The organism is Novosphingobium nitrogenifigens DSM 19370, from assembly GCF_000192575.1.
Lineage (GTDB): Bacteria > Pseudomonadota > Alphaproteobacteria > Sphingomonadales > Sphingomonadaceae > Novosphingobium > Novosphingobium nitrogenifigens.
In genome coordinates, this window is the sequence record NZ_GL876936.1 from 1 (window position 1) to 2581 (window position 2581).

The 2581-nt window shown below is 61.9% G+C and carries 2 protein-coding genes; both read left to right on the top strand.

Annotation, left to right across the window (positions count from 1 at the left end):
* Positions 1-186: 186 nt before the first annotated feature.
* A complete protein-coding gene (gene istA / locus Y88_RS18635) occupies positions 187-1710 on the top strand; it encodes an IS21 family transposase (RefSeq protein WP_036499937.1) in 1524 nt (507 codons plus the stop codon).
* Between the two features lie 11 nt (positions 1711-1721).
* Positions 1722-2462, top strand: a complete 741-nt coding sequence (gene istB / locus Y88_RS19040; RefSeq protein WP_081458684.1) for an IS21-like element helper ATPase IstB — start codon at positions 1722-1724, stop codon at positions 2460-2462.
* The last annotated feature ends 119 nt before the right edge of the window (positions 2463-2581 follow it).

Here is a 2581-nt window from a genome sequence, read left to right on the forward strand (position 1 = left end):
GTGCGGATTCCGAGGTGAACCTGGCCACCATTCCGATTTGATCCCGGCCGGGATTCCGATTTGATCCCGGCCACCATTCCGAGGAATTCCCGGCCACCTTTGCGGGGGTGCGGAGCCTGATCGTTGGACCCATCTTTTCGGCTGAATAGCAGCTGGGAGGAATGGATGCCGACGAGGAGGCCGAAGATGCGCGATGTGCGCGAAGTGATGAGACTGCATCGCGAGGGTGCCGTAGCGATGCGGGAAGTTGCCCGAATAACTGGGGTAGCCCGTTCGACGGTACGGGACATGATCGTGCGCTTTGAGCGATCTGGGCTGTCGTGGCCGGTGCCGGCTGAGATCAACGATGCAGAACTTGAGATGCGCCTATACGGCCCGGCCGGTGTGAAGCCAGGGCGGCGCAAGCTGCCAGAGCCGGACTGGTCAGTCGTTGCGCGCGAGATGAAGCGCAAGCACGTAACGCTTCAGGTGTTGTGGGAAGAATACATCGCCGAACATCCGGACGGCTATCGCTATAGCCGGTACTGTGACCTGTTCAGAGGCTGGGAAGGACGGCTGCCGCTGACGATGCGGCAAAACCACGGCGGCGGCGAGAAGCTGTTCATCGACTATGCCGGCGACACGGTTCCGGTGGTCGACCGGCAGACCGGCGAGGTCCGCGAGGCGCATATTTTCGTCGCGGTGATGGGCGGCTCAAGCCTGTCGTTCGCGCTTGCGACCTGGACTGAACAGATGGGCGACTGGATCGAAGGGCACAACGCGGCCTTCGCCTTCTTCGGCGGGGTGCCGCAGCTGTTGGTGCCCGACAACGCCAAAGTCGCCGTCATCAAGGCATGTCTGTTCGATCCGATGGTCAATCGCAGCTACACCGATATGGCCCGCCATTACGGCACCGCGGTGCTGCCGACGCGCCCGAGGAGGCCACGCGACAAGGCGAAGGTCGAAGCCTGTGTCGGGATTGTGGAGCGCTGGCTGTTGGGCCGCCTGCGCAACAGGACTTTCCACAGCTTGGCCGAACTGAACGCAGCGATCGCCGAATGTATGACACGGCTCAACGACGTGCGGGTGGTGCGCCAGTTCGGCAAGACCCGCCGCCAGATGTTCGAAGAAATCGACGTTCCGAGCCTGAAGCCACTGCCGCCCGATCCCTGGGTTCACGCCGAATGGAAGCGGTGCCGGGTCGGGCTCGATTATCATATCGCACTCGAGCGGCACCACTACTCAGTCCCCTACCGCTATGCCCGCCGCGAAGTTGAAGCCCGCTTCACCGTGCGCACTGTGGAGATATTCCTCGGCGGCCAGCGGATCGCGGCGCACATGCGCGGCAGTGGCAACGGCCGGCACACGACAATCCCGGAACATATGCCTGCCAGTCACCGGCGTTATGGCGAATGGACGCCAGCGAAGATCCGCGAGGAGGCAGCCCGCATCGGGCCGATGCTCTCGCTGTTGGTCGAGAAAATCATCGAGGGACGTCCGCACCCCGAGCAAGGCTACCGTTCGTGTCTGGGGATCATCGGGCTTGAGAAGCGCTTCGGTACAGAGCGCCTCGAAGCCGCAGCGCTGCGAGCGCTGGAGATCCAGGCCCGCAATTATCCGTCAGTCAAATCGATCCTCGAGAAGGGGCTCGACAAGGTCCCGGTGCCCAAATCCCCCGATCGCGCACCGATCGACCACGCCAACATCCGGGGCTCACAATACTACCACTGAAAGGAACAAGAGTGCTCAAACATCCAACCCTCGATTTGCTGGGTCAGCTTGGTCTGCGTGGCATGGCACAGGCTTTTACAGACCTGGGCAACAACGATGAAGTGGCAGGCCTGAGCCATGCTGAATGGCTGGCGCTGTTGCTCGATCATGAGGCCACCTACCGCAACGACCGACGCCTTGCTTTACGATTACGCCATGCCCGCCTGCGGCACCACGCCATACCCGAGGACGTCGATTACCGCGCACCTCGCGGTCTCGATCGCCGCCTGTTCGACACGTTGATCAAGGGCGACTGGATCACAAGGCATGAAAACTGCGCGATCATCGGGCCAACCGGGGTCGGCAAAAGTTGGTTGGCTTGCGCGCTGGGCCACAAGGCGTGTCGCGACAATCGCTCGGTGCTCTACACCAGATTGCCAAGGTTGATAGAGGAACTGGCGCTTGCCAAAGGCGATGGCCGAATTGCAGCCCGTATGAAAAGCTTGGCCCGGGTTGATCTGCTCATCCTCGATGACTGGGGTCTTGAGCCCCTCGACGGCAACGCCCGGCACCACCTCCTTGAAATCCTTGAGGACCGATATGGGCGGTGTTCGACCCTCGTCACCAGTCAGCTCCCCGTGGCACGTTGGCACGAGTTGATCGGTGACCCAACCTACGCCGATGCCATCCTCGACCGCCTGGTCCACAATGCCCATCGGCTCGAAATAACCGGCGAGTCCATGCGCCGCCACACCGCCGCCGTAACGGCTTGACCGCCACCAAAACCCAATGCCATTACATACCCGCGATCAGGCTCACGATGGCCGGCATCATATCGGAATGGTGGCCGGGATCAGTTCGGAATAGCCGGCCGGCATCGTCGGAATCCGCA

Excerpts from the sequence above, each read along its gene's own strand:
- istA (WP_036499937.1), top strand. The coding sequence starts at position 187 with ATGCGCGATGTGCGCGAAGTGATGAGACTGCATCGCGAGGGTGCCGTA.